The sequence below is a fragment of the Streptococcus oralis ATCC 49296 genome, from assembly GCF_000185265.1.
Taxonomy (GTDB): Bacteria; Bacillota; Bacilli; order Lactobacillales; family Streptococcaceae; genus Streptococcus; species Streptococcus oralis_BC.
In genome coordinates, this window is sequence record NZ_GL622183.1 from 765403 (window position 1) to 792004 (window position 26602).

Annotated in this window: 18 protein-coding genes; all 18 read left to right on the forward strand. The window is 40.1% G+C overall.

All coding sequences use genetic code 11. The features are described 5' to 3' along the window. The first annotated feature begins 7 nt into the window (after nucleotides 1-7). The 18 genes from HMPREF8578_RS06130 to HMPREF8578_RS06210 all read left to right on the forward strand — a co-directional run bounded on the left by HMPREF8578_RS06130 (nucleotide 8) and on the right by HMPREF8578_RS06210 (nucleotide 26522). On the forward strand, nucleotides 8-652 hold the full coding sequence (locus tag HMPREF8578_RS06130) for a hypothetical protein (protein WP_000781849.1): 645 nt from the start codon (nucleotides 8-10) through the stop codon (nucleotides 650-652). Then, on the forward strand, nucleotides 649-921 hold the full coding sequence (locus tag HMPREF8578_RS06135) for a hypothetical protein (RefSeq protein ID WP_000163602.1): 273 nt from the start codon (nucleotides 649-651) through the stop codon (nucleotides 919-921). The genes HMPREF8578_RS06130 and HMPREF8578_RS06135 overlap by 4 nt, the downstream gene beginning before the upstream one ends. Beyond that, a complete protein-coding gene (locus tag HMPREF8578_RS06140; protein WP_000286088.1) occupies nucleotides 875-1714 on the forward strand; it encodes a hypothetical protein in 840 nt (279 codons plus the stop codon). Before HMPREF8578_RS06135 ends, HMPREF8578_RS06140 begins: the two co-directional genes overlap by 47 nt. Nucleotides 1715-1726: 12 nt before the next feature. Next, nucleotides 1727-2245, forward strand: a complete 519-nt coding sequence (locus tag HMPREF8578_RS06145) for a hypothetical protein (protein ID WP_000371853.1) — start codon at nucleotides 1727-1729, stop codon at nucleotides 2243-2245. Then, a complete protein-coding gene (locus tag HMPREF8578_RS06150; RefSeq protein ID WP_000619813.1) occupies nucleotides 2242-4041 on the forward strand; it encodes a VirD4-like conjugal transfer protein, CD1115 family in 1800 nt (599 codons plus the stop codon). Before HMPREF8578_RS06145 ends, HMPREF8578_RS06150 begins: the two co-directional genes overlap by 4 nt. A 20-nt stretch (nucleotides 4042-4061) precedes the next feature. Beyond that, nucleotides 4062-4325, forward strand: a complete 264-nt coding sequence (locus tag HMPREF8578_RS06155; RefSeq protein ID WP_000449748.1) for a hypothetical protein — start codon at nucleotides 4062-4064, stop codon at nucleotides 4323-4325. Next, the gene (locus HMPREF8578_RS06160) at nucleotides 4316-9985 is read left to right on the forward strand and encodes a PBECR4 domain-containing protein (RefSeq protein WP_001131586.1); all 5670 of its coding nucleotides are present in this window, start codon (nucleotides 4316-4318) and stop codon (nucleotides 9983-9985) included. The genes HMPREF8578_RS06155 and HMPREF8578_RS06160 overlap by 10 nt, the downstream gene beginning before the upstream one ends. Nucleotides 9986-10055: 70 nt before the next feature. Next, complete coding sequence (locus HMPREF8578_RS06165; RefSeq protein ID WP_000180611.1) at nucleotides 10056-10472, forward strand: hypothetical protein; 417 nt, start codon at nucleotides 10056-10058, stop codon at nucleotides 10470-10472. A gap of 217 nt (nucleotides 10473-10689) precedes the next feature. Next, a complete protein-coding gene (gene mobC / locus HMPREF8578_RS06170) occupies nucleotides 10690-11082 on the forward strand; it encodes a plasmid mobilization relaxosome protein MobC (RefSeq protein ID WP_001171915.1) in 393 nt (130 codons plus the stop codon). Then, the gene (locus HMPREF8578_RS06175; protein WP_000260298.1) at nucleotides 11076-12710 is read left to right on the forward strand and encodes a relaxase/mobilization nuclease domain-containing protein; all 1635 of its coding nucleotides are present in this window, start codon (nucleotides 11076-11078) and stop codon (nucleotides 12708-12710) included. The genes mobC and HMPREF8578_RS06175 overlap by 7 nt, the downstream gene beginning before the upstream one ends. Nucleotides 12711-12916: 206 nt before the next feature. Continuing rightward, nucleotides 12917-13486, forward strand: coding sequence for a hypothetical protein (locus HMPREF8578_RS12725; protein WP_000350752.1), 570 nt, complete (start codon nucleotides 12917-12919; stop codon nucleotides 13484-13486). Then, on the forward strand, nucleotides 13483-14289 hold the full coding sequence (locus HMPREF8578_RS06180) for a ParA family protein (protein ID WP_000692243.1): 807 nt from the start codon (nucleotides 13483-13485) through the stop codon (nucleotides 14287-14289). Before HMPREF8578_RS12725 ends, HMPREF8578_RS06180 begins: the two co-directional genes overlap by 4 nt. 52 nt (nucleotides 14290-14341) lie before the next feature. Continuing rightward, entirely contained in the window at nucleotides 14342-14575 is a 234-nt protein-coding gene (locus tag HMPREF8578_RS06185) for a hypothetical protein (RefSeq protein ID WP_000886110.1), read from the forward strand. A gap of 121 nt (nucleotides 14576-14696) precedes the next feature. Then, entirely contained in the window at nucleotides 14697-15989 is a 1293-nt protein-coding gene (locus tag HMPREF8578_RS06190; RefSeq protein WP_000488178.1) for an ISLre2 family transposase, read from the forward strand. A gap of 438 nt (nucleotides 15990-16427) precedes the next feature. Beyond that, nucleotides 16428-16616, forward strand: coding sequence for a 50S ribosomal protein L28 (gene rpmB / locus HMPREF8578_RS06195; RefSeq protein ID WP_001140948.1), 189 nt, complete (start codon nucleotides 16428-16430; stop codon nucleotides 16614-16616). A gap of 152 nt (nucleotides 16617-16768) precedes the next feature. Further along, complete coding sequence (locus tag HMPREF8578_RS06200) at nucleotides 16769-17134, forward strand: Asp23/Gls24 family envelope stress response protein (protein ID WP_000216434.1); 366 nt, start codon at nucleotides 16769-16771, stop codon at nucleotides 17132-17134. Between the two features lie 2 nt (nucleotides 17135-17136). Next, nucleotides 17137-18804, forward strand: coding sequence for a DAK2 domain-containing protein (locus HMPREF8578_RS06205; RefSeq protein WP_000036683.1), 1668 nt, complete (start codon nucleotides 17137-17139; stop codon nucleotides 18802-18804). A 176-nt stretch (nucleotides 18805-18980) separates the two neighbouring features. Beyond that, a complete protein-coding gene (locus HMPREF8578_RS06210; protein WP_002892971.1) occupies nucleotides 18981-26522 on the forward strand; it encodes a YSIRK-type signal peptide-containing protein in 7542 nt (2513 codons plus the stop codon). Nucleotides 26523-26602 lie beyond the last annotated feature (80 nt).

Here is a 26602-nt window from a genome sequence, read left to right on the forward strand (position 1 = left end):
GTAAATCATGAAAATGATAGATATGGAGAAATTGAAACTCCTGAAAATAGGAGGAATCCTTATAGGAGCTGTGCTAGTTCTAGGATTCGTATTCTGGATTGGAGCAGCAACCTCAGCGCAAAAGAAAGCTAAACAGGATGCTGAAACTACTCAACAAGAAACCAAAGCAGAGGGAAGCGAACTAACGCAAGAATATGTAAAGGAATTTTTGACGGCTTACTTCAATAAGCAGGATCTTGGAGAAAATAGAAATCGCTATTTGCCCTATATGACAGAAGCTGCTTACAATCAGGAAGTGAACTCTGAAGAAGAACCAACGGTACAAACCTATAAGGGCTATGTAGTGGATACACAGATGAAGTCTTCTACCATCTACATCGATCAAGAAAATAATGTTGCCCTAGCTCAAGTGAGATACACTCAGACACAGTTACAGAAGAAGTATGATTATACTAACGCCCAAACAAACGTAGGATCTTCAAGAACCATACGGATTCGCTTCAGCAAGCAAGATGGGAAATACCTGGTAAATCATATTGACCCCATTTTGATTGTGGACAGCTTGAACGCCAGCGAAAAGGCGAGTATTCCATCGTTAAACAAACCAATCACTAACCAAACACAAAGTACAGAAGGGAAAAAGGAACAATGACAAAATTAGAAACTTTGGAAAAACAAAAACAGAAAGCGGAAGACCGCTTAGCTGACTATATGACCAAGGCCAAGAAGGAAGAAGATAAACTGCAGCAGCTAGAAACTCAAATCATTCTGGCCAAACATGAGGAACGGTCAAACTACTTGGCCGAACATAATTTAACCTGGGCTGATATTGAAACAGCTCTTGCTGAAGGAAAATTGAAAGGAGCTGAAAAAGATGTACCGTTTAACCAATCTGACACAAAACACGACCACAACGTATAAAAATCGGGATCTTGTGTATCAAGCCCTGGAGCGAGAAAATGCTAAGGTTAAACATCAGGAGGCAGAGGCTGTTTTATTAGTAGAGGAACTGGATAAAAAGAATGTAGTCATCTACCAAGAAGATATCTATTTGCCGTTTGAGGGAATCGCAGATAGCCTCTTCCTGAAGCCTGGTACGTTGAATAAACAGGAGGCTGCACCAAAAGAAGCAAAAACCTCTTTCTTTAAGCGCCAGCCAAAAACAAAACATCAAGAGAAGACTCCTGAAGAAAAAGCTGAAGCCTCTTCCTTGAAACATGAAACTCCCAAACCTCGAACCTCTTCTAAACGCTCTTTTTGGGTGTATTTAGGAAGAGTTTTGGTGTTATTGAGTCTAGTAGGAAGTCTGACACTTGCTGGCTTATCACTTACGCTAGTTTACCATCAAGAAAAGCAACTCTCGGCCGTATCCAAGGAACTTTCAAATCTAAAAACCATTCAGTCAAAAACAGGTGAACTAGATGCCTTTTCACGTTACTTTTTGCCAGCCCTTTACTCTGATAAAGGGAAAATGGCTGATTTCGTAGCTCCTCAATTAACGATAGATAGACAAGCAGGTCAACTGCAGTCTGTGATTTTGGAATCTAGCTTGATTGTTGATGAAGCAACTTATCAGCTAACCTATGTAGTAGCCGTGAAAGACGGTGAGAACAGAAGTCAGAAACGCTTGGTAGTTACTGTAAAGGAAGAACCTTCAGCACCTTACGGATTCCAGGTTATTGCTAAGCCAGAACTATCCAATTATCCAAAATAAAGGAGGTCTTACATGGATCAGGAAAAAGTCAGTCATTCTCTGGCGTTAAAAGGAAAAGTTACCCTGGAGATGACGATACAAGCTCTGTATGCCCTCGCAAAAGCCCATTATGACAAGAAACAACATAAGGCGGCAAATCGAACTTTTGAAGGGGAGACACGTTTTAATGACTTTATGGCCACAAAATCAAAAAAAGATGTCGAGAAGTTGTTAAATAGTGAAGTCCACTTGGCCAAGTTGAAGCATTACCTGGAGGAGTATAAGATAGGTTTTACTTATCATCAAAAAGATGGTGCAACTTATCTCTTCTTTGAAACAAAAAATCGCACCTTGGTAGAAAAGGCTCTCAAAGAGATGTTAGCAGATATCACGAAAAGCTCAGAAAAATTGGAAGAGTTTGCGAAAAAGGTGCTGAAGAAACCACATGAAATGACTCCTGAAGATAAAATCAATTACTATAAGACAAATAAGGTCTATAAAGGAACGATGCCAGTAGTTACGAAGGAGATTGGGAAGGAGAAGACACGATGATTAGAAAACCTATATGGCCCTACCTGGTGGTGGGGCTATTTTCATTTGTTATTTTCCAGTCCTTTTACCATTACTACCAACTTTCGACTGCAGCAGTACCTTTTATGGGAATGTTGCGGCTTCGTTGGTTGCTAGAACACTGGGAACGCTTCTCTTTTGGTGTTTTCTTTGATTCAGGTGCCTTATATGCTGGGTTGATCGGATTCGGTCTTCCAATGCTTGTCTATGCTTCTATGGATAAGAATTTATATCGCCAAGGAGAAGAACAAGGTAGTGCTCGTTTTGCGACTTTGAAGGAAATGAGACGGTTTGAAGACGTTGATTTTGAGAAGAATATGATTTTTTCAAAACAGGTCAAAATGGGCCTATTTAATTTTCGCTTAGCCTACAATGTCCAGCTCAATAAAAATGTGATTGTCATTGGTCTTCCAGGAGACGGTAAAACCTTTACTTTTGTATTGCCAAATTTAATGCAGATGAACTCAAACTTTGTTGTGACAGATCCAAAAGGAAACCTGGTACACGAAGTTGGGAAGATGCTTGAAAAAGCTGGCTTTGCCGTTAAAATCTTTGATTTGATTCGGCTCAAGAATTCAGATCGGTTTAATCCTTTTCATTACATGAAGTCTGAGCTAGATATTGATCGTATCTCTGAAGCAATTACTGAGGGAACGAAGAAGAGTGAGCATACTGGAGAAGACTTCTGGGTTCAAGCAGAGTTGATGCTGCAACGTGCATTGATTGGTTATCTCTATTTTGACTCGAAGGATCCTGAAACTGGAGTCCAGTTATACATGCCAAACTTGGGTCACGTTGCGGATCTATTAAGAAATATGTATCGAGAGGATCCAGATGTACCAAGTCCTGTCGAGCAGATGTTTGAGGAACTGAACGAACATCAACCTAACAACTATGCTTATAAACAGTGGAAACTATTTCAAAACTTTAAAGGTGAGACAAAAAACAGTGTAGTTGCGATTTTGTCTTCTCGCTATTCCATCTTTGATCACGAGGATGTGCGAAATCTGATTAGTGAGGATACCATGGAAATGGATACCTGGAATACGAAAAAGACGGCCGTTTTTATTGCTATTCCTGAAACCAATAACGCCTTTAATTTTCTTTCCTCAATCTTATTTGCGATTGGCTTTGAGGTTCTCACACATAAGGCTGATGATATCCTGCAAGGGAAAGTACCTGGCTACAGTAGAAAAAATCTTCGCCACATTCAGTTTATCTTCGATGAGTTTGCTCAAATTGGCCGTATTCCAAACTTCGCCCAGGTCCTCTCTTCTATTCGTAGTCGTGAGATGTCTATTAAGATTATCATCCAAGCTGTCAATCAGCTAGAATCACTTTATAAAAGTGATTGGAAGACCATCTTTAATAACTGTGCTACTCACCTATTTTTAGGGACAAATGACAAGGATACGATGGAATACTATTCTACAAGGTCAGGTAAGCAGACTATACGTACTCGATCTACCTCAAAATCGCATAGTTATCGTAATGGATCCTCAAGTGAAAATAAACAAATTCAAGGTCGTCCCCTTTTAACTCCAGATGAAGTCGCAAGAATTGGGGTAGAAGAAGGATTGGTCTTTATTTCTAAACAAAATGTCTTCAGAGATAAAAAAGCAAGCGTCTATGATCATCCTCGAAAAGATGAGATTGCAAGTTCTCCAGAAGACACAGAAACCTGGTACGAATACACTCGAAAAGGGACAGATATTGATGGCTTGCTTTTATATGCCAACGATTTGACTCCGCAACTAAAAGAGTTATTTGTGGCCTAACATACAGAAAGGACAGTAGAATGGAAACACCAAAAATACAATTAGGATACCTGGAGAGTATCTCACAAGTTTTAGCACTAAAGCGAGAAAATTTAGCTACAGAACGTTATGCTATTTGGCAGCTATTCAAACAGGCAGATGAGGAGACTTTCTATCAATTAGCTCCTCATCTTTTTGTGACAACGAGTCAGGAAGATCCAATAGTTGTTAGCGAACTAGATGCAACTCCTGAAGGATATCTTTTATTTAAGGAATTAGTAGAGGAGGAAAGAGTATGCCCTTAACAAAAGCACAGGCAAAATCGCTGGATATTTTAGAAGTAGCTCGTAGCCTTGGAATGGAGATGAAGCGAAAGTCACATCGAGAGTATTATTGGGCTGAGCATGACTCGTTTAAGATCGATACGGTCAAGAATGTCTGGCATTGGTATTCACAAGCAGATAAGTATGGGGACCCCATTAGTCTTGTCCAAGAAATGCGAAATGTCAGCTATAAGGAAGCTATGGTATTCTTAGAGACAGGATCATTTCCTGAAGCGAAACCAATGGAGGACGTGCGTAAACCATTTAACTATACCTTGGCCTCTCATGAGCAACCATTTGTAGAGGCAAGAGCTTATCTCAAGGAGGTTAGAGGACTCTCTGATGATACAATTGACTTCTTTCTGGAGAAGGGGACACTAGCCCAAGCTAAACGTACAGGTAAAGATGGCGTTATAGAAGACGTATTAGTTTTTAAATACTTGGACAGAAATCAGCAACTGGTAGGTGCGAGCCTCCAGGGACTTGTTCCTGATCAAGAACGTCATCCTGGTAAGGGATACTTGAAACAGATTATGTATCAATCAGAATCTATCAGTGGTTTAAACGTTTCTATAGGCTCTCCTAAGCGTTTAATTGTGGCAGAGGCACCAATTGACCTAATGAGCTATTATGAGCTTCATAAGGGCGAATTAAACGATGTTCGACTGGTTGCGATGGAAGGATTAAAAGAGGGGGTTTTGTCTCACTATGTTCTTGAAATGTTACAGGAGCGAGGGGATATTCCTATGGATGAAAGAGATTATACCAAGTCTAGTGAACTAACACGTACCTCGAGATTCTTATCTGTTGCAGCGGAAACATCCACACTTTTCCAAGATCACAAATATGATGATCTCATCACGCTGGCAGTTGATCACGATAAAGCAGGTACAGACTTTATCACTAAACTACGGGAGAAGAAAATCCCAGTTATCGATGCAAGACCACCACAACGTGAAGGCCAGGAGAAGACAGACTGGAATGAGATTCTGAAGCAGGAAAAACAACTGGAGAAAGGCGCACCAGACAACAGTCGTCTTGCCCAGGCACGTCGAAAATTGGAAAGACTAAGGGGTGAACAAGACGAGGCTATTTCAAGAGCTTATTCCCACCAAGCACTAACAAATGGGCAACCCGTGAATGATAAGCGAGGCGGTGCTAGCTTTATGCGTAAGCAAGAACAAATAGAAGGTCAAGTCTTCTCAAAGATGGATGAGATTAGGCAACAGGAAGAGCGAGTAGAGCGCCTGGAGCACCAACAACATTTGAAAGAAGTGGGGTTGAATCGTCAGGGGGGTGGTCTGGAGATGAGTGTTCAAAATATACCTAGAATCCGTGAAGAGTTAGAAAAAGCTAAGCGTGGGGAGTCGTTCTTTACCAAAGCTACTCTCAAACGCTATCAAAAAGAGTTGACTAGACTTGAGGCTATATCTGAACAAATGGGTAAAACGAGTATTCAACCAGCAACTCAAGCCTTAATTGATGAGGGGCTAGTGAACCAGTGGCAAAAACAACCAAATACGTATTTTGTAAAAGGGTTACGAAGAGTTGCCCTGGAGTTGACTGAAGAAGGAGAGTTTCAATTATCTTCACAAATCAAGTATCATCCGAAAACAGATGAGGAAAGACTGAAGGTGGATGAATTACTTGCCAAACAAAGGCAAGAAAATGTAGGATTAACGCCCTCGAATCAGGAAAAATCAATCTCACCACAACTAGAGCCTATTGAAAAGAATCAAGGCGAAGCAGGGTGGTTAGAAAAAAATTGGGACAATCTCACGTTTTCGATAGAAAATAAAAAAACAGTCGTCATTGATCCGACTAGTATAGATGAGATGGTTGAAGAAAAACAAACTCTAGATAATCAAGACTCTATTGTCAATACAGAAAAGAATGCTGAAAGATTGATGAGCTACGAAGAGGTGAAACGAGAAAACGAAGCATTAACTAAGGAATTAAATAATCGGATTCAATCTGGAGAATTATCAATCGAATTTGCACCAGATTTCTATCTGTATGATGTCTTTGCAAAGTTAGGAAATAGCCATCCTACAAAATATCTCAATGATAAGCGAATGGAAGTGCTGTCTCCCATTCACTCTCTTTTGACTTCTATTAATGATCAAACGATTGATTTATACAAGAAAAAAGGAACTCCTGAGCAGGATTCCTTGTATCAAGCATTGAAACCTCATCAGAGGACTTTGGGAGTAGATATTTCAACTCAGTTCATTGGTGAACTTGCTATAGCAGCCTACAATACCAACAAGCAGATAGAAAGCCTATCAAGTGACAGTTTTGGTGTCTATTTTGGTGAAAGAACCCTTGATAATCTTTCACAATCGGTTGAGCGAATGCTGGAGTATCCATTGATTGAATCCGGAACAAGAGATTTTGCCCATGGTTTTGTGACAACACCAAATATATTGTTTCACTATTTGGATGAGCAAGAGGGAGAAGTGGTGTTAAACCATGAATTATTGGATAACTTGATGTCACGTCTTGAGACTCATCCTATTAAGATAATGGAAGCTTCAGAAGAAAAAGAAAAGTCTCTTGATAGTGGACAAGAGACTTCTAATAATTCTGAACAAAACAAAAAGGCTGAGACAAAACTCGGGGATTTTCCTGAAGAAACTCAGGGGGCAGCACCTCTACCAGAAGCGAATATATCGCAACCTTTGAATGACTTGTCACCAAGTCAAACTCGATCTCAACCTTTACTTTATTTTAGCATAAATGAGGATAGAAAGTCAATTCATAAGGATAACTACCATCCTATCTCGGATAAAGATTTGCTGAAACTAAACAGATATGCTCCTCATCTTCAGAATGCTGCTCAATGGTACTTAGAAAATGTAGCAGATTCACAAGTTACCTATTTTTATCAGGATGGTGCAGATACAAATAGCCTTGCTATCTCCTATAACAAAGAAAGTTTCATGCACTTAACAGGTATTTTTCCTTATAGAGAAGGGCAAACTGCAGGACAGACTTTATTGGATTTTGCTGCTGGAAATGGACAATTTGATAATATTTTGATTGCCAACAGAGGTGCTGCATTCGATAAGTTGAAAGTTCTTCCTGAATTACCTGCCATAGTAGACGCAGAGTCCTTTTATTTTGGAGACTTATCAGATGTAGAAAAGTTTCATAGCCTAAATTTGGATAAGGCCATTCGTTCAAATGACCAAGATGTTTTACTTGCTTTTAGGACAGTAGATGGCACGGTTCTGCCAGCTAGTCTTATGCGATTAAGACAAAGTCTTAATCTTCTACTAGATCAGACAAATCAGGAAAAGATTATTTTAGGTGTCTTTAGAGAGCGAGATGGACACATTGAGCAACTTTCAATCAATCAGGAATATGTTAAAGACAAAGGTGCAGAAATGCTGTCAATTTTGAAGAATAAGCAGTATGAAGAAGTTTCTAAAGAAATTGAACAAACAACGCCAGAGAACACACTAAATAGCCCCCTACTTGATTCAGCTACGTTTACTCAAGTCCTAGATACTGTCTATAATTTAGGTGTGCCAGGTGACATCTCAAAAACTCCAGAAGAATTTCATCAAGCCTGGAATCAGTATCTTGACTATGCAAAACAGCACAATGATAATTTTGATCAGATTGTTGCTGCAGCTGGTGAAGATCATCTCCTAGATACAAATTCAGATTTTTATAAAGAATGGATACAAGATCATATCTATAAGGAAAACTACCATGTACGACTTCAATGGTCTGAGGAGCGCCCAGATGGGCCTAGATTGCCCTTTAAAGAAACAGAGCTGATATCTTATCAAGATTTTGCTAGAGAGCTTTACAAAGCCAACCAGAGCTTCTATCAGTTACATCAGGAAGGGCTAGAACAAGTGATTGGTGTTTATCCAGAAGGCTACATCTCTCCAACTAAGATCCAGTTTAGTATCTACGCTCCTGATGGTGAACTGATCCAGGATAGCATCCGTTACAATATCGGTGAGGAGATTAACCCCATCGCTCACAAAGAAAGACTTGGAGCACGAGAAATGAGAGAGTACCCAGAATTGATGAAGATAGATGGGGCCATATTCACTCCGTATCATCTGGAGAGATTGGCGAGTGAGTTAGATATTTCTCAGTTCAGTTACGCTTTAGAAGATACTCTTTACGCAGATCAACTTCTATCCCAACTCCCATTTGGAGATTTGGAAAATAGTCCAATTGGATTTACAGATAGTAGTCATGATGGTCGCCTTGGATTTATCTCTTTTGATGGAATGGATAGTGTTGAGGTCGAAAATCTATCTGCTTGGTTTGAGAAGTTGGGAGTCAAAGACTCACCTATGGAACAATTGGCCCTTATTGAAAAATGGCAAAAAGAAATCAAAGGTTTATCAGAAAAAGTTGAACAAATGATCTCCACAGTCCGAGAAGAATTTGAGAAATCACAAGAGGAAGAAATCAAACTAGAAGAACAAAGATACAACAAGCAGAAGTTGGAACATGATGCGGATGCTGATGGTGTTTCTGATGAGGAAGAGTTGCTTCAGGGAACGAATCCGTATGATTTTAGATCGAAACCAGGTTCTAAACCAGAGGGCGAGGAGAGTCTACAAGCGGACGAAGTTGTTTTAGCAGCTGGCAGTCTTGCAGTCGCAGATTTTATTCAAAATAAAGATATGGCAGGATTAAGTCGTCATCTTAAAGAAGGGATTAAGGAGTTTCTGGATTCAGATAAGTACAAAGACTATCTAACGAAAATGAGCCAACTAAATAATTATTCTAATCGCAACTTGCGCTTAATTCTTGCACAAAATCCTGAAGCAAGGCAAGTAGCTTCTTTCAAACAGTGGAAAGAAAACTTTGGTCGCTATGTGAAAAAAGGTGAGAAGGCTTTACGTATTTTTAAACCTATGACGAAGATCAAAAAGGATGAGAATAACCAACCAATATTGGATAAATATGGGAAACCAGAAACAGTTACATTCTTTGGTTTGGTACCAGTTTTTGATGTTAGTCAGACAGAAGGAAAGGAGATGCCAAAAGCTGCAGAAGTGAAAGAACAGTTGACTGATTTGGACTATGCAAATCTTTACCGTGCCTTGATGGCTATTGCAAAAGAAAATGATGTATCGGTTAGATTTGAAGAGATGGAAAATAATAAACATGGATATTATTCTGTCCAAGAAAATCAAATTGTTTTACGTAGTAATGAGATGAACAAGGCTCAAATTATTAAAACTTTCTTACATGAAATGGCTCATGCAGAGTTGCATCATGCAGATAATCCTCAAAAGGAAAATCTAACTAGAAGTACTGCTGAACTCCAGGCTGAAAGCGTCGCTTATGTTGTTTCTTCATACTATGGTATTGATACGTCAGAGTATTCCTTTAACTATCTATCTAGGTGGTCTGCTGATAAAGAGACGCTTGCTGATTTAGAAGCACAGTTGGATATTGTCCAACAAGAAGCTAAAAGTTTAATGGTTCGGATGGATCAAGCATTGGAACAATTAAGATTGAGCCAGGAGAAACAAACGAAGCGCAGTTTTGAACAAAAACTGGAGAAGTTTAAAGATCAGAGCAAGCAGGCTGTCGAAGATCACAAGCAGGAGTTGAAAGCAGATGCACAATCAAAAAAAGAGAAGGGTTTCTCGAAATGACCGAACGGGACACCCCAAATAAACCCAAGGTCAAATTAAAAACAAATCATCATCAAGGAGGACAACACTCATGACTAATGAACAAGAAGAACAACTGATCATCATCCTTTCAGACTTTATTCCAATCATGGATGGAGACAGAGTTCAAGGAGTATCGCCAAACGCTAAAGACTTGACTCGCCAAAAAGTTCTGGAGCAACTAGAGGAAGAACAGTCTCAACTACCTGAAGGAGATCCTGCTCTTTTGGAGTGGGAAGAAGAAAATATTGAGCTACTCAAGATGATTACAGATGAAGAATTTCAAGCTGTACTCACAGAAAAAATCTTACTGACAGAAATACAAATTGGGCAGTCGATTTTCCAGCCTCTAACTGCTCAACAACTTTCTGTCCTGGCTGAAAAGTTGCAAGGTCAGAAAGAAAAAAGTGTAGAAAATAGTGATAAGCAATCATCTATTTTCAAAAACATCTTCAGTTGGTTGCAATAAATTGTTAGAGGTTGTACTCCAAAAGATATAGGAAAGGGGCTTGGGGATTTCCCCAAAACTGAGAAAATCAAGAAGGAAAACTACAAGGTTCTCCTTCTCTGATTTTTTTAAATTTCGCAAATGGATATCCATTTGCTACGCTTGCCGGAAGGAAGTCAGGAGCTGATGCCTGGTCAGAAAATGCCAGAGACTTTGGGAGAAAGAGGATAAAAAAATAATGCAGAAACGAGAAAATAGAAAACGCTATATACAAAAATTGATACGACTAACACCAGAGGAAGATCGTCAAATTAAAACAGCGATGGCCCAAATGGGAGTTCCATCTTTTCAATACTATGCGAAGAATCAATTGGTGCAAGGAAAGGTAGTGCAAATTGATTTTTCTGAATTAAAAGACCTTCGAGTTGCCATCAATAGGGTTGGGACGAACATCAACCAAATTGCCAAGCACGCTAACGAAAATCAAGGCGTTACGCCAGAGGAAGTGGCACAAGTTATTGACTATCTATCTGAGTTGAAAGAGATGGTAGCTGCCAAACTTTCTAGCGCAGAAAAACAGAGTCTACAGGAACGGAAACGAACGGTAAGGAGTGATATAGAAGAATGGTAGTAATTAAATCCCCAACTCAAATTAAAACACCAGCTAATTTGAAGAGAGCTGTTAATTATATTCTGAATGAAGCGAAAACCCTTGTATCAGGAACTGCAGAAAGTGATCTTGATTTTCCTCTTGTCTATCATGATGGTGAGCTTCAAATGAAGTTAGTATCTGGTAATGGGATTTCTGATTTTAGTGTAGCAGATGAGGAAATGGTCATGACAAAATTGGCCGCAGCCTTTAAAAAAGGAGATGACGACTTGAAAGAATTATCTTCAGGAAAACAAGTATTGGCTCATCACATTATCCAGTCTTTTTCTCCAGATGATAACTTAACCCCTGAGCAAGTTCATGAAATTGGCCGTCAGACAATGTTGGAATTGACAGGTGGAAATTATGAGTTTGTGATTGCGACACACACGGATAAAGATCATCTTCATAATCATATCATACTCAATACAACCAATACCTCAACGCTTAAAAAATTTCGTTGGGAAAAGAAAACTCTGAAAAATTTGAGGGCGATATCAGACAAACATGCGGCACGTTATGGCGCCAAAATTATTGAGCCTACTATGAAAAATTCTTACACAAAGTATTCTGCTTGGAGAAGACAAAATAATTATCGCTTTGAAATCAAGGATCGTCTAGATTTTCTTCTGAAGCACTCGCTGTCGTTGGAAGACTTTAAACAAAAAGCAGTTGCACTTGACCTTCAGATTGATTTTTCTGGCAAATTTGTGAAGTATAAATTGCTTGACCAGCCCCAACAAAGAAATGTCCGAGATGATACATTATCGAAGAAAGGACTCTATTCTCTTGAAAAAATAAAAGAGAGAATTTCTAAGAATCAGTTGGTTTTTGATGTGGAGGAATTGAAAGAACAATATCAAGAATCAAAAGAAAAAACGGCCAATGATTTTGAATTGAAATTGGAAGTGGAATCCTGGCAGGTCGAGCAAGAAAGCAAGCAAGGCATTTACGTGCAGATGGATATAGGAGCTTTAAATAGTGGTACCATTTTAATACCTTCTCATAAAGTTGATAAAAATGAGGATGGAAATTATACCATCTATATCAAAGAGAAAGACTATTTTTATTTTCTCAATCCTGATCAATCTCAAAAAAATAGGTACATGATGGGTTTGACTGTCGCAAGGCAATTGGCCAAACAAAATGGAGAAACACTTGTAACTAAAAACGCTCAAATTTCCTCTATGCGTGAACTGATTAAGGAATATAATTTCTTAGTCGAGCACGGCGTGACAGATGGAACACAATTTCAACATTTGGAGGAGCGCTTTAATGAAAAGATAGAGGCTACTCAGGAGGAATTAAGACAGCTAGATGAGCGACTTGGACGTTATCATAAAATTGAAGGAGCACTTTTAACCATCCAGCAAACTCCAGAAAATAGTCTTGCGGCGGTACAACTATTGGTTGATTTGGGAGTTCCAAAAGATATGAGGCTGGAAGATGTCAGTCAGCTGATCAAACAATTTCAAATTGAAAAAGGAGCCTTACAAGAGTTCTTTGACGACACTCTAAAACATTACACAGATTATAGAGATGTTAAGGAGCACGTGCGTAGTCGAGAAGAGAAAGTTGACCGACGTTTTGAAGATGGAAAAACCTTGTAGAAGTTTCTGATGTTTTCAATCTAGTCTTGATTTCAGTACAGAGAGAACAGTTGTCTTTATATCTGGAGAGATAACCTTTTCTAGGAATTGCTGGCGAAAGGGAAGGAGAAACTTCATTGCAAAATAATTATAAATATAATTATAAACATATTGACAAATATAATTATAATGGTATAATAGAAGTATAGAAAAACAGGAGGAAGACGATGGATATTTTTGACGTTTATGATTTTCAAAACCAAGTTGAGAATGTTGCCAAAGAGAGGAATCTTAAGGAATCCTTGAAATCATTAGGGATTGTTTATTTTGATGGTAGCCTAGAGAAAGGTAATGAGAACAGAATCGTTTTTGAGTTTTCAAAAAGTCGCACAATGGCAATCGAGGTTCGACTTATGGAAAAGAAAATACGATTTTGGGGCTGGATAGGAGATCGTCTAAAAGGTGACTATTTTTGGAAATATGTCTTTGAAAATTATGGAGAACTGTGGCGTAGCGTTTTAAGTTTACTTATTTCAAAGTATTTCTCACCTATCGAATGTATTTCGTGTGAGATTGTAGCTACCACTGAAAGCGACTTGTTATGTCAGTGGATAGAAGGTACTGAAAGCACTGAAGACACCGAAGACAATACGCTCTATGTCGGTAGGTTATTGTTATTTGGATTTATTCCACTATGGAAAGTAAAACATACTAAAAATGAGTGGAAAAAAATAGCTTTGATTGAAAGCTCGAAAAATAAGATTGTTGAGTATCAGTTGCAGGAGGATATCAAATGAAGATTATCACATTTGCCGCTATTAAGGGCGGTGTTGGGAAAACAACTTTAACATTTAATTATGGGGAATGGCTGGCTAAAAAAGGGCATAAGGTTCTTTTGATTGATCTAGACCATCAGTGCAATTTAACCCAGTGCTATAATATTTACGAGAGCAAGAATACGATTGCTAATGCTTTTAAAGGTGGCGATGTGGATATTAAGCAAGTCAAGGAAAATATCAATCTAATTCCAGGTTCAGTTCAGCTTGACACGGTGGAACGAGATCTGGAGAACAGCGATAAGAAAAATATGCTACTTTATCTTTGGCTAGAGGATAACTACGAAAAGAAGAAGTTGGATCGGTTTGACTATATCTTGATTGATTGTAGACCAGACTTTGCGACAGCTACTAAAAATGCTGTTGCGGTCAGTCACGCTATTATTAGTCCCTTGACTCCTTCAGAGTTTGGTTATAATGCCAAATTCAATCTATCAACTCGGTTAGAAGCATTCAGAAAGGATGTAATTGACTATCGTACAAGGGAATCATACATTACCGCTGAGCTATATTTCTTAGCAAATATGATCCGACCGAACTATGGATCATCAAGAGAGTTACTGGAAGCTCTGGGACTTGAAGCTAAAGAGAAGGGAACAGACAACCTTCTAGGCATCGTACCAGCAAAAGAGTTATTCAATCATTCCACGATTGATAAGATCTCTATTGCAGATATGAAGGAGAATCCTGAGCTTTATCAAAAACACAAAAAGTTTTTCGCTGAGCTGGAGCAGACTTTTTCAAAAATTTATGATACAATATAATTATATTTATAAACACAAATACAATTATAAATATAATTAGAAGGAGATTATCATGGCATTTACCCCTAAGGAAAAAGAAATATCACAGATCATTGAAGCGAGCAGCCAACCTGATCGGACTCCAAATGAAGTCGCAGTTGAGTTTGAAAGCTTTGAACGTAAGAAACAATTTCAGTTTACTTTGAAACCAAGCAATCGGAAAAAATTGGATGAAATTGCTAAAGCAGCTGGAGCAAAGTCTGCATCAGATTATCTTGATAAACTAATCGAAAGTTTATCGTTATAAATATAATTATATTTATAATTAAACAACCTTCCCAATAAGGGAAGGCTTTTATTTTTGAAAGAGCCTTGCAGAAAGTTTTTGATGTTTTCAATCTAGTCATGATTTCAGTACAATAGAGAGTATGTTTAGATTTGATGAAAAAGAATTTATCGCAGAACTAGATCGCAAACGTGAGCAGCAATTCCTGAAGCGAGTAAGATATTACGACGAGCAGATTGCTCCCTCCATGAGACTGAGGGGATATAAGCGGATAGATAGTACAGAGAGGACAGTTGTTTTTACATTTGGAGAGGTGACCTTCTCTAGGAATCGCTGGCGAAAGGGAAAGAAAAGTTGTTATCCCGTAGATGAGTGGCTAGGTCTAGAAAAGTATATGCGTTATTCTCCTGAGTTGATTTTTCACATGGCAAAACACGCTTCTGTTTTATCCTACCGTGAAGTTTGTCGAACAGTTAAGATGGCTTATCGCCTGGAGATAACAAAGGACGCTGTTCTGAAGTCTGTAAAAATGGCAGGCAGACTCTTTTCAGATAGGGAACGCTATCGGCTTTTTAGAGGTGATGAGCAACCGAAAAAAATTCAGGCAGATAAAATCTACCTGGAGGGAGATGGTGTGCTCGTCAAGACAACATCAAGCAATGATGAACGACACAATACAGACTTAGCCCATTTCCTGATTCATACTGGAGCGAAGAAGGTTGGTAATAATCGGTATGTACTAGAGAATAAGCATGAGATTATACATACAAGCCATGAACAAGCAAAGGAAGAATTGATAGACTATCTCTATAATCATTTTGAAATCACTGATCGAACTCTTCTTATCACTAACTCGGACAATGGTAAAGGATATTCTCGCAGAATATTTCAAGAAATTAAGAAGGTCCTACGAATTAAACGTCATGAGCATTTCTGGGATGCCTATCATGTCAATGAAGAACTTAAACGATTCCTGAAGCCGTACCCGTCTACACTACTTGATCTTGCTTTTAAGGCTATCAAAAATCATCAGAAGAGCCTGCTTCAGACCGTACTAGATACAGTTGAATCTCTCATAGAAAGCCAGGAAGCTCTTGATAATTTTTACAATTTTCGTAAGAAATTATTAAGAAATTTCTGTGACACTAGGCCACCTAAACTTAGAGGATTGTCCTCACGTGGTATCGGGGTAATGGAGAGTCAGCACCGAAAGGTCACTTACCGCATGAAACATCGAGGGATGTATTGGTCCATCGAAGGGGCTTGTACCATGGCCAAGATGATTCTTATTGAGCGAATTGATCAGCTACACGAGCTGTTTTTTGGAGCTTGGAGACAAGAGTATGAGGAATTTAGGGATTCGGGATTAGGCGCAGGGTTTCGTATTAACCATAGGCCACACAAAGCTGTTATCAGAAAAAGAGGGCATAAATAATACAAAAAGGCAGACAAAAGCCTCTAAAAAAAGATTTTTTAGAGGTGTTTTTGTTATGTTTTTATACAAAATAGTTGCTTTTTTGCCTAATGTGTGTTACAATAATAGAGTAAAGAAAAACGAAAAAGGTGTAGAAGTTGCTGCTTCTACACCACCGATTAAGACAAAAACACACTTTGCTTAATCAGTCAAACAATATTGTAGCATAAATAGTGCAATATAGTCAAGGGCTGGGGTAAAGTGAGAAACTTTTTCCAGTTTTTTTGTCTGAAAAATCTCGCTTTCTTATTGAGTTATAAGGATATTTAATTATTCCCAAAAATTTAGACACAAACAAAATAGTTTAGGCCCTTGATAAATTCGAGAAAGTGTGATAACATAGTACGGTATGTGGTGCTAGCACATCCGCTATATTAGATCTAATAGGAGGAAAACACAATGGCTAAAGTATGTTACTTTACAGGTCGTAAGACTGTATCAGGAAACAACCGTTCACACGCGATGAACCAAACAAAACGTGCCGTAAAACCAAACCTTCAAAAAGTTACTGTTCTTATCGATGGTAAACCTAAAAAAGTTTGGGCTTCAGCTCGTGCTTTGAAATCAGGTAAAGTTGAACGCGTTTAATAAAAATGAAAAGACCGCTTAGGTCTTTTTCTTTTGCTCTAAGGATAAAACCATTTGAAAAATAGAGTAAATATCCGCAGATACAGCATTCTGCTTTTACACTTGGGCTGAAATATGATAAAATAGAGTATCAACTAGTTGAGGTAAAAAAAATGACTGTAAAAATTAATACAAAAGATGGTCAAATCGAACTGACAGATGAAGTGATTGCAACCGTAGTAGGTGGTGCCGCAACTGAGATTTTTGGTGTGGTCGGTATGGCTAGTAAAAATGCCCTCAAAGACAATTTCCAAGCCCTTCTTGGTAAGGAAAATTATTCTAAGGGTGTTGTTATAAAAGCAGCCGAAGATGGTAGCATTGCAGTTGATGTTTATACCGTATTGAGCTACGGAGTAAAGATAAGCGAAGTGTCAAAAAACATTCAAGAGCGTGTTCGTTTTAGTTTAGAAAATCAACTAGGAATTACTGCTCAGACTGTGAATGTCTACATTCAAAATATCAAAGTTGTAGGAGAATAATCGTGTCAAAAATTACTACCAGTTTATTCCAAGAGATGGTGCAGGCTGCATCAACTCGTTTGAATAAGCAAGCAGAATATGTCAATTCATTGAACGTCTTTCCAGTTCCAGATGGAGATACTGGGACAAACATGGGAATGACCATTGAAAATGGTGCCAAAGAAGTAGCAGACAAGCCTGCTTCTACAGTTGGAGAAGTAGCGAGCATTCTTGCTAAAGGTCTCTTGATGGGTGCGCGTGGGAACTCAGGGGTTATCACTTCTCAGCTCTTCCGTGGCTTCTCTCAGGCTATCAAGGAAAAAGATGAATTAACAGGTCAAGACTTGGCTCTTGCCTTCCAATCCGGTGTCGAAGTAGCTTATAAAGCAGTTATGAAACCAGTTGAAGGAACCATTTTGACTGTTTCTCGTGGAGCGGCTATTGGGGCTAAGAAAAAAGCCGAGGAGACAGATGATGCTGTTGAGGTCATGCGTGCAGCCTTGGAAGGCGCAAAAGCAGCTTTGGCTAAGACACCAGAAATGCTTCCAGTCCTTAAGGAAGTTGGTGTGGTAGACTCAGGTGGTCAAGGTTTGGTCTTCATCTACGAAGGATTCCTTTCAGCTCTTACTGGTGAATACAGTGCTTCTGAAGACTTTGTAGCGACTCCTGCCAACATGAGTGAAATGATCAATGCAGAGCACCACAAGTCTGTAGCTGGACATGTTGCAACTGAGGATATTACCTTTGGTTACTGTACAGAGATTATGGTAGCTCTCAAACAAGGTCCAACTTATTCTAAGGACTTTGACTACGATGAATTCCGTAACTACTTGAATGACTTAGGCGACTCACTGCTTGTTGTCAACGATGATGAGATCGTCAAAGTTCACGTCCATACAGAAGATCCAGGTCTTGTCATGCAAGAAGGTCTCAAATATGGTAGCTTGATTAAGGTAAAAGTGGACAACATGCGTAACCAACACGAGGCGCAAGTTGAAAAAGAAGCAACTCAAGGTAACAAGCCTTCTGAAACAAAAGAATATGCCCTTATCGCAGTTGTAGCTGGTCAAGGTTTAGCAGATATCTTCCGTGCCCAAGGTGTGGATTATGTTATCGAAGGTGGTCAGACGATGAACCCTTCAACAGAAGACTTTATCAAGGCTGTTGAACAGGTCAATGCTCGCAACATTATCTTCTTGCCAAACAACAAAAATATCTTTATGGCAGCTCAGTCTGCGGCTGAAGTGCTTGAACAACCTGCTGTTGTGGTAGAAGCGCGTACAATTCCTCAAGGTTTGACCAGTCTTCTTGCCTTTGATCCAAGCAAATCAATCGAAGAAAACAAAGAACGCATGACTGCAGCCCTCGGTGATGTCATCAGCGGTAGTGTAACAACTGCCGTTCGTGATACAACTATCGATGGATTAGCAATTCATGAAAATGATAATCTTGGTATGGTCGATGGGAAAATCCTCGTGTCAAATCCTGACATGCACCAAACCTTGACAGAAACTTTGAAACATATGTTGGACGAAGATAGTGAAATCGTGACTTTCTATGTCGGTGAAGACGGAAGCGAAGAACTTGCCAATGAAATTGCCCAAGAAATCGCAGAAGAATTTGAAGATGTTGAAGTAGAGATTCACCAAGGTCAACAACCTGTATATCCATATCTTTTCAGTGTGGAATAATCGTGAAAATGGAATAAAAATAACAGAAGGAAGCTGGTTTTACAGCTTCCTTTTTCTATGCAAATGGAGTTATAAAGAAATTTATGTAGAAATGAACATTCTATTGGAAATTCTATTTACTATAAGTTATAATGATAAAGCTGTTATGTTAGATTAAGTATGAATATAAAGGAGAAATGATGAAGAAAAAAATTTTTAATCAATCTTTTTCCCGCTTTTCAATTAGAAAGTTAAGTGTTGGGACCTGTTCGGTATTGCTAGGAACCTTTATGGTGATGGCTACTTCTCCAGTGCAAGCGGATGAAGCTCAAGTCAACAATAAGGAACAACAAACGCAGGCAGAAATTCAACAGAAGGAAAAAAGTGCTGAGAATGGACAGGAAGTCATTTCTGAACCTCAAAAAGAGGTAACACAGAACGAAGCAGTTAAGGACCAGAAGGATAAAACTGAACCGTCCAAAACAGAAGTATCTGCACCAGTTGCTCAGAGCCAACCAGTTTCACAAGTTGACAATACCAAGGAAGCGAGTCAGCCTTATTTAGAAGAGGAGAAAAAGCAATCTCTTGAATCAACTCCAACTGAGCAGAAAAGCAAGGAAGAAAGTGGCTCTAGCGGGAAAACTTCTTCTAGGCGCAAGAGACCGCTAGATGAAGTCAATGCAGAATTTAAAACTCATTCGCCAATCAAAGATATCCATGCGGTAGATAGTGTCCGTGAATCCTTGACCTTTAGTATTACTGGACACGAAGCAGACTATTCTGGTGGGTATATCAAAATTCATTTCCAAAATGGTAAGGCGATTAAATTGACCCCTTCTCCAGTTGGTGGTGTAAAGTTCAGCCAAGAAAAAACGAATGGAGACCTTGATTTAAAGATAGAACCTGCGAATCTGAGAGGTGGGGCAAACTATAACTTCGTCTATACTTTTCAGATAGATCCTTTGACTCAGAACTGGGGAGGCGCTGTCCAAGCCATTGGGCCAGACCATAAGGTGACCGCAACTGCTAAGCTCTATGATAAAAATGACAATGTCCTTAAAGAACTTGGAAGCATTGAACACACGTGGAAAGTCTTAGAAAATGGTGTTGGTGGTCTGACACCAATGTCTAACAATCAGGTCATTGGCTACGATCGAAACAATGATGGTATCGTTGATGAAGATTCGTCTCGTGTGTCCTTCTATCTATTTAATGGCGCGAAAGATCCTAAAAATAATACGGCAAGAAATGATTATTTCAACTATGGAAATGGTGTCTTTGATGGTCGTATGATCAATGGTATGGGGATTAGTGATGTCGGGGGACATATCATTGATCCTGTCACTTCTTATACCTATAATGTAGATCTAAAAGAAGGTTATGAATTGACAGATGAAGCCAAAGCTTTGGGATGGACTGCCGATGCGACGGGTTACCATCTGACCATTAACAGAGCTAACAATCCGCTTCAAGATATCAATAACAATAAAAATAAGCTCATTCCAATTTCTTTTAAGTTAAAGAATGCCAAAGTAGCAGATATCAATAGAAAAGCGCAAAACCTAACTGTGACAGGTATCTATACAAAAGCAGATGGGACTAGTTATCAAAATACGGCTGTTCTTCCTTATACTCTCTTTGTTCAAAAAACAGATCAGCCAGAGTCTTCTCTCTTTGAGTTTAGACACTATAATCAGTCTGACTCGGAGATAATTCGTTCTTATGGTGAAACAGAATACCGTTCTAATGTTCGACTTTCATCAGTCGCAGAGGTTGAAAAAGATTATCCTATCAATGACTATACGGTCACCCATAAAATACAGGATTCACGAGAGTCTTATCGAGAAGTAAACGTGATTGAGGAGCGTCAATGGAATGAAATTTTCTCTTCACCGGACGCATCCGTAGAAGTATACAATAAAGCTACAGGTGAGTTATTAGGTACTTTTAATAGTAACACCCGTAGTCTACGATTGACGGAAGAGCAAGATGTGAAGGAACTGGAGTACAAGTTTAAAAATATCAAGATGAGGAAGTCCTCAACCAATGATACTTCGGCATTTTTTTTCCAGACAAAAACACGTTTTAATAATTGGGAAAGTCTCTATAAAGATTCGACGATTAGTAAGTTGGATTCTAGAACGGATTTCACTTTTAAGAATACTGGCAACACTGTTTCCTTCTCTCAAACGGCTTCAGCCGAATTGACGCGTGTTGTCCAGCAAATTTCAATGATTGGGCGAGCCCGAACAGATGTTTTCAATCGACATACAGATGCTTCTGGTTTTAAGCAAGATTTTATCACAAGGACTGCGGGTAAAGACACCCCTACTCAGAACTTCGCAAACTTGACGGGAGTTTACTATCTGGCTTATTTGGCTGATCCACAATTAAACTTTAGTGGAAACCCTAATTTTAAGGTTTATTATAATTACAAAGATACTGGGAAAACTCTCTACTATGCCCAAGTAAAGGGGACTCCAGACTCCCCTATGCCTCCAACGCTTTTGAAGTTGGAAAACAAGACGATTCCAAATGGGACCTATACCTATAAAGCGATTGCTTTCTGGGATGAGGAACTTCCTGACGTTCAAGCTCAGAATGGTTACGACTTGGGGGAGCTTGACGGCATTACAGTTACCTCGAAAAATTCGGTTTCTTATGACTTCGATGTGATCGTACAGGCTTCTGAAGCGAGTGGTGTCTACTCTGAAGTGAAGAGAGCTGCAGATCAACACTTTGCCTACAATACCCAAGAGCACTATCCTGGCGATGAGGTTGATTTCAGAGTGACCTATAAAAACGCCTCTAAACAGCCGGTTTCAGATGTCTATGTTTTATCATCCTTGCCGATGAAAGGTGATAAACAGCTAGAATCCAGAAATCGTGGTTCTGGATTTACAGTGAGTTTGACAAAAGCTTTAACACCACCTTCAGGCTGGGAAGTTCAATATAGTCGTACTGCGGGCACTGCTGCAGAAATTAATGCTTCACAATGGCTCACAGCAGACCAAGTGTCAGATTGGTCAGAGATTCGTGCAGTTCGTTGGCATTCGACTGCTCCGGTTGCTGCTGGAGGTAGGGTTCAATTTCCTATCGATGGAGCAGTTATCGGGCAAGATACTGCCCCAGGTGCTACGGCTTATCTTTCTTCGGCTCTGGCAAATGGCAGTTCCAAGTACACTGAGTCCAATAATGTTTCAATCCAAATGTCTACCAAACTGTCATCTGCAAGTTTTACCTTTGTGGATGTAAACGATCCGTCTAAGGAAGTACAACTAGGACAGGTAGACACAGTTGTAGGCAAACCTAATGGACCAATTTCTTATGATCCTGCTCGTCGAATTAAGGAATTGGAAGATGCAGGATATGAACTAATCAGTAACGATTTTATAGATCATACCTTTGGTGACTCGGCTAGTCCAAGACAATTCAAGTTTCAGTTTAGACACAAGATTACAGAACTAACCGAAACTGTTCGTGGAACTCGCGAGATTGACTTTGAATATCTCAAAAAAACAAACCATTCTGATTTATCACTCCTTCCTCCAAAACATGTTGAGACTCATTCGTTTACTCGAACGAAGAGAATTGACCAGGTTTTGGCGAAACGGCAACCAAATGATGCGACAGCAGGTGTGGCATACTCAGCTTGGTCTGCAGACCAAACTTGGTCTCAAGTGATTTCTCCTGAAATTCCTGGCTATTATCCAAGAGAGGATATTGACGCAAACACAATGTCGGGAGAAGGAGCTCTCTATGAATATTTAATGAACGCGGATGATCCTAGAGATGAAGAGTTGGAAAAAGAATTTACCTGGTATCGGGTGGTGTATTACGTTCCGCTTCCAGTTGTACCTTCAGCAAGTACAGCGAAATCTAAAGGCCTTCAAGGGCAGAAGCAGGCAGCGACGATTCACTTTGATGAGGATAGAGCAAGCGAGAGTGAGGTTCACTTTACAAAAGGGACAACAACCATTAATGGAGCAAAGAAATCCGTTGACCTAGTCCAAAGTAGTGTCTTTCTTTATGATGAGAATGGACAAAAGGTAACTTCGCTAACCATTGCCAACCAAGGGACATACGATTTAGATCTTGTAAATAAAACAATTGTCTTTACTCCACTGAAAACCTTCTATGGTCCGGCAACTCCAGTTCAAGTTGGAGTGGTGGATAAAAATGGAGAGTTGGCTGTAACGACCTATACCCCAGTTGTTGAAAGAGTAACACCAACAGGTTCAGGTGATAAGACAGAAGGACTTCAAGGTCAAGTCCAAGAAGGTAAAGTTACCTTCACGCCAGGCCATGATTCTGTTCCATTCCCAGCTGATTCAACTCCACTATTTGATAATGGTACAACTGTGAAAGAAGTGCCAAATGTTGGTAAGTTCAAAGTGGGCGCAGAAGGTAAGGTAACCTTCACTCCGGATAAACAGTTCAAGGGTGAAACACCAGAGCTTGAATTGACTCGTGTGGATGCCAACGGAACTCCAGTTACCGTTAAGTACCAAGCAGTGGTGAAAGAAGTAGTTCCAACCAGCACTAACGCAACCAGCACAGGTCCTCAAGGACTTCCACAAACTGGTACTCCAAGCTTCCAAGGCGGTGATTCACTGGTTCCAATCGATGAAACAGTAGAGCCAACCTTCGAAGATGGAAGCAAAGAGAAGACTATTCCAGGTCAAGGAACTTACACAATTGCGCCAGATGGTACAGTGACCTTCACCCCAGACAAGCAGTTTGTTGGAAACCCAGATCCAGTCACAGTGAAACGTGTGGATAAGAATGGTACTCCAGTTACTGCGACTTACAGTCCAGAGTTTACTAAGGTGACTCCTACAGGAACCGGTGCAACCAGCACAGGTCCTCAAGGTGTCCCACAAACTGGTACTCCAACTTTCCAAGGTGGCGATCCACTGGTTCCAATTGATGAAACAGTAGAGCCAACCTTCGCAGATGGAAGCAAAGAGAAATCTATTCCAGGTCAAGGAACTTACACGATTGCACCAGACGGAACTGTAACTTTCACTCCAGACAAACAGTTTGTTGGAAACCCAGATCCAGTCACAGTCAAACGTGCTGATAAGAATGGCACTCCAGTTACTGCGACCTACAGTCCAGAGTTTACGAAAGTGACACCAACTGGAACAGGTGATAAGACAGAGGGTCTGCAAGGTCAGGTCCAAGAAGGTAAAGTGACCTTCACTCCAGGACATGACTCTGTTCCATTCCCAGCTGATTCAACTCCACTATTTGATAATGGTACAACTGTGAAAGAAGTGCCAAATGTTGGTAAGTTCGAAGTGGACGCAGACGGCAAGGTGACCTTCACTCCTGATAAACAGTTCAAGGGTGAAACACCAGAACTTGAATTGACTCGTGTGGATGCCAACGGAACTCCTGTTACTGTCAAGTACCAAGCGGTGGTGAAAGAAGTAATCCCAACTTCAACAGACGCCACTTCAAATGGTATCCAAGGTCAACCGCAAAAAGGTACCCCAACCTTCACAGAAGGCAATCCATTGGTTCCAATTGATGATACGAAACCAATGACTTTCGAAGATGGACAGTCAACGAAAACAGTTCCAGGTGTAGGTGAATACAGCATCAATCCAGATGGCTCTATTACCTTTACTCCAGAAAAACAATACGTTGGCACACCAGATCCTGTCACAGTCAAACGTGTAGATAAGAATGGAACAGAAGTCACTGCGACTTATACCCCAACAGTGACTAAGGTAACCCCAACTAGCACTAACGCAACGAGCACAGGTCCTCAGGGTGTTCCACAAACGGGTACTCCAACCTTCCAAGGTGGCGACCCATTGGTTCCAATTGATGAAATGGTTGAACCAACCTTCGCAGATGGAAGCAAAGAGAAGAACATTCCAGGTCAAGGAACTTACACAATTGCGCCAGACGGTACAGTAACCTTCACTCCAGACAAGCAGTTTGTAGGTAAACCAGATCCAGTTACAGTGAAACGTGTGGATAAGAACGGTACCCCAGTCACTGCGACTTACAGTCCAGAGTTTACGAAAGTAACACCAACTTCAACGGATGCCACTTCAAATGGTATCCAAGGTCAATCTCAAAAGGGTATCCCAAGCTTTACAGCGGGTAATTCAGCTGTTTCAATTGATGATACAAAATCGATGACCTTCGAAGATGGCCAGTCAATGAAGACCGTTCCAGGTGTAGGTGAGTACAGCATCAATCCAGATGGCTCTATTACCTTTACGCCAGACAAACAGTATGTTGGTACTCCAGATCCAGTCACCGTTAAACGTGTAGATAAGAACGGTACAGAAGTGACTGCAACTTATACCCCAACAGTGACCAAGGTCACACCAACCAGCACTAACGCAACCAGCACAGGTCCTCAAGGACTTCCACAAACCGGCACCCCAATCTTCCAAGGTGGTGACCCATTGGTTCCAATCGATGAAACAGTTGAACCAACCTTCGAAGATGGAAGCAAGGAGAAGTCTATTCCAGGTCAAGGAACTTACACGATTGCACCAGACGGAACAGTAACTTTCACTCCAGATAAACAGTTTGTTGGAAACCCAGATCCAGTCACAGTGAAACGTGTGGATAAGAACGGTACCCCAGTCACTGCGACTTACAGTCCAGAGTTTACTAAGGTAACGCCGACTGGTAAAGATACTTCTTCAGTTAACATTAAGGGGCTTGTTCAAACGGGTACGCCAACATTTGAAGGTGGTGATCCACTTGTTCCAATCGATGAAACTGTGGCAGCAACCTTTGAAGATGGATCAACTGAAAAAGTGATTCCAGGTGAAGGAACTTATACAATCTCACCAGACGGCACCGTCACTTTCACGCCAGAGGCAGACTTTGTAGGAAAAGGAACTGGCGTAACGATTGTCCGTAAGGATAAAAATGGTACTCCAGTTACTGCGACTTATCGTCCAACAGTTGTAGATCCGTCTACTGGTCATGACACGGCTTCTACAGGAGCAAAAGGCCAACCACAAGTGGCAACCCCAACGTTTGAAGGACATATCGATAGTACAGTTCCACCAACATTTGAGGATGGTAGCACGACCACGGTTGTTCCGGGTGAAGGAAGCTATACAATTGATAAAGATGGTAAGATTACCTTTACTCCAGAACCAGACTTTGTTGGTACAGCTAAAGGATTGGTTGTGAAACGTTTGGATGTGTATGGAAATGTAGTTACTGCTCACTACACACCAACTGTCCTTGGACAAACACAAGTGAGTGATGCGACATCAGAAGGTCTTAAAGGTCAAACTCAGACTGGTAAACAAAACTTTACAGGTGATATCGATCTGACAGTTCCGCCAACCTTTGAAGATGGAACAACTGAAAAAGTCGTTCCAGGTGAAGGAACTTATGTAATCTCACCAGATGGCACCGTCACCTTTACTCCTGAGGCAGACTTTGTAGGACAAGCCAAAGGTGTGAAAGTGATCCGTAAAGACCGTAATGGAAATATCATTTTAGGATTCTATACTCCAACAGTAGTAGAACTTCCAGAGCAAGTGAAGCCGTCTGATAAAAAAGAACTTTCAGTACCTGATTCGAAACCAGATCAATTGACTCAAAACATCTCTGTAAAAAAACATCAACTTCCAAATACCGGAAGTCAAGAAGATGGTTTGAAGAATCTAGGAATTCTGACAGCCCTAGCAGGTGTCATGACACTTGGATTGCTAGGTAAAAAGAAACGAAACGATGAATCAGACTAATCATTTTTAAGAACCGAGAAATCGGTTCTTTTTTATGACATTTGTCATATTTCCTAGTGACAGAAGCATCTAGCTCCGCC

What these genes read in the sequence shown, in the direction of transcription:
- mobC (WP_001171915.1), top strand. Translation starts at nt 10,690, where the DNA reads ATGCAGAAACGAGAAAATAGAAAACGCTATATACAAAAATTGATACGA.
- HMPREF8578_RS06155 (WP_000449748.1), top strand. Translation starts at nt 4,062, where the DNA reads ATGGAAACACCAAAAATACAATTAGGATACCTGGAGAGTATCTCACAA.
- HMPREF8578_RS06140 (WP_000286088.1), top strand. Translation starts at nt 875, where the DNA reads ATGTACCGTTTAACCAATCTGACACAAAACACGACCACAACGTATAAA.
- rpmB (WP_001140948.1), top strand. Translation starts at nt 16,428, where the DNA reads ATGGCTAAAGTATGTTACTTTACAGGTCGTAAGACTGTATCAGGAAAC.
- HMPREF8578_RS06145 (WP_000371853.1), top strand. Translation starts at nt 1,727, where the DNA reads ATGGATCAGGAAAAAGTCAGTCATTCTCTGGCGTTAAAAGGAAAAGTT.
- HMPREF8578_RS06210 (WP_002892971.1), top strand. Translation starts at nt 18,981, where the DNA reads ATGATGAAGAAAAAAATTTTTAATCAATCTTTTTCCCGCTTTTCAATT.
- HMPREF8578_RS12725 (WP_000350752.1), top strand. Translation starts at nt 12,917, where the DNA reads ATGGATATTTTTGACGTTTATGATTTTCAAAACCAAGTTGAGAATGTT.
- HMPREF8578_RS06190 (WP_000488178.1), top strand. Translation starts at nt 14,697, where the DNA reads ATGTTTAGATTTGATGAAAAAGAATTTATCGCAGAACTAGATCGCAAA.
- HMPREF8578_RS06180 (WP_000692243.1), top strand. Translation starts at nt 13,483, where the DNA reads ATGAAGATTATCACATTTGCCGCTATTAAGGGCGGTGTTGGGAAAACA.
- HMPREF8578_RS06185 (WP_000886110.1), top strand. Translation starts at nt 14,342, where the DNA reads ATGGCATTTACCCCTAAGGAAAAAGAAATATCACAGATCATTGAAGCG.
- HMPREF8578_RS06135 (WP_000163602.1), top strand. Translation starts at nt 649, where the DNA reads ATGACAAAATTAGAAACTTTGGAAAAACAAAAACAGAAAGCGGAAGAC.
- HMPREF8578_RS06130 (WP_000781849.1), top strand. Translation starts at nt 8, where the DNA reads ATGAAAATGATAGATATGGAGAAATTGAAACTCCTGAAAATAGGAGGA.
- HMPREF8578_RS06160 (WP_001131586.1), top strand. Translation starts at nt 4,316, where the DNA reads ATGCCCTTAACAAAAGCACAGGCAAAATCGCTGGATATTTTAGAAGTA.
- HMPREF8578_RS06200 (WP_000216434.1), top strand. Translation starts at nt 16,769, where the DNA reads ATGACTGTAAAAATTAATACAAAAGATGGTCAAATCGAACTGACAGAT.
- HMPREF8578_RS06175 (WP_000260298.1), top strand. Translation starts at nt 11,076, where the DNA reads ATGGTAGTAATTAAATCCCCAACTCAAATTAAAACACCAGCTAATTTG.
- HMPREF8578_RS06165 (WP_000180611.1), top strand. Translation starts at nt 10,056, where the DNA reads ATGACTAATGAACAAGAAGAACAACTGATCATCATCCTTTCAGACTTT.
- HMPREF8578_RS06150 (WP_000619813.1), top strand. Translation starts at nt 2,242, where the DNA reads ATGATTAGAAAACCTATATGGCCCTACCTGGTGGTGGGGCTATTTTCA.